The organism is Actinomadura sp. NBRC 104425 (assembly GCF_030269545.1).
Taxonomy (GTDB): Bacteria; Actinomycetota; Actinomycetes; order Streptosporangiales; family Streptosporangiaceae; genus Spirillospora; species Spirillospora keratinilytica.
In genome coordinates this window covers 1-348 of sequence record NZ_BSTN01000133.1, presented here as the reverse complement: position 1 = coordinate 348, position 348 = coordinate 1, and the positions used below count along the sequence as shown (strand labels likewise).

The window sequence follows — 348 nt, the reverse complement described above, 5'->3', positions numbered from 1 at the left end:
GCTCCACGGTGCCGGCGCGGGTGTCCCAGTCCCGCTGCCGGTAGCCGTTGCGGCGGTTGACCCGCTCGCTGCTGCGCTCGCCGTAGCCGGCGCCGCACATCGCGTCGGCCTCCGCGCTCATCAGCGCTTCGGCCATCGTCTTGACCATCGATCGCAGCAGATCCGGCTCACACGCCCCGATCTGCTCGGCAAACCAGCCCGCGGGGTCCACACTGGGGTTGTCGGCCATCGCGTCCTCTCCTTCGATCTTGGTTTTCGGCTTCTCGAAGGATCACGCGATGGCCGTCTCATTTCACGACGCCACGCCCTCTGACCTGCATCAACTCGTACACCACCTCCGTGGACGCA

At 67.0% G+C, this 348-nt stretch carries 1 protein-coding gene; it reads right to left on the bottom strand.

The annotated features are described in order from the left end of the window. The coding region (locus QSK22_RS33435) for a transposase (RefSeq protein WP_285498520.1) at positions 1–229 on the bottom strand (229 nt) is incomplete at its 3' end. Positions 230–348 lie beyond the last annotated feature (119 nt).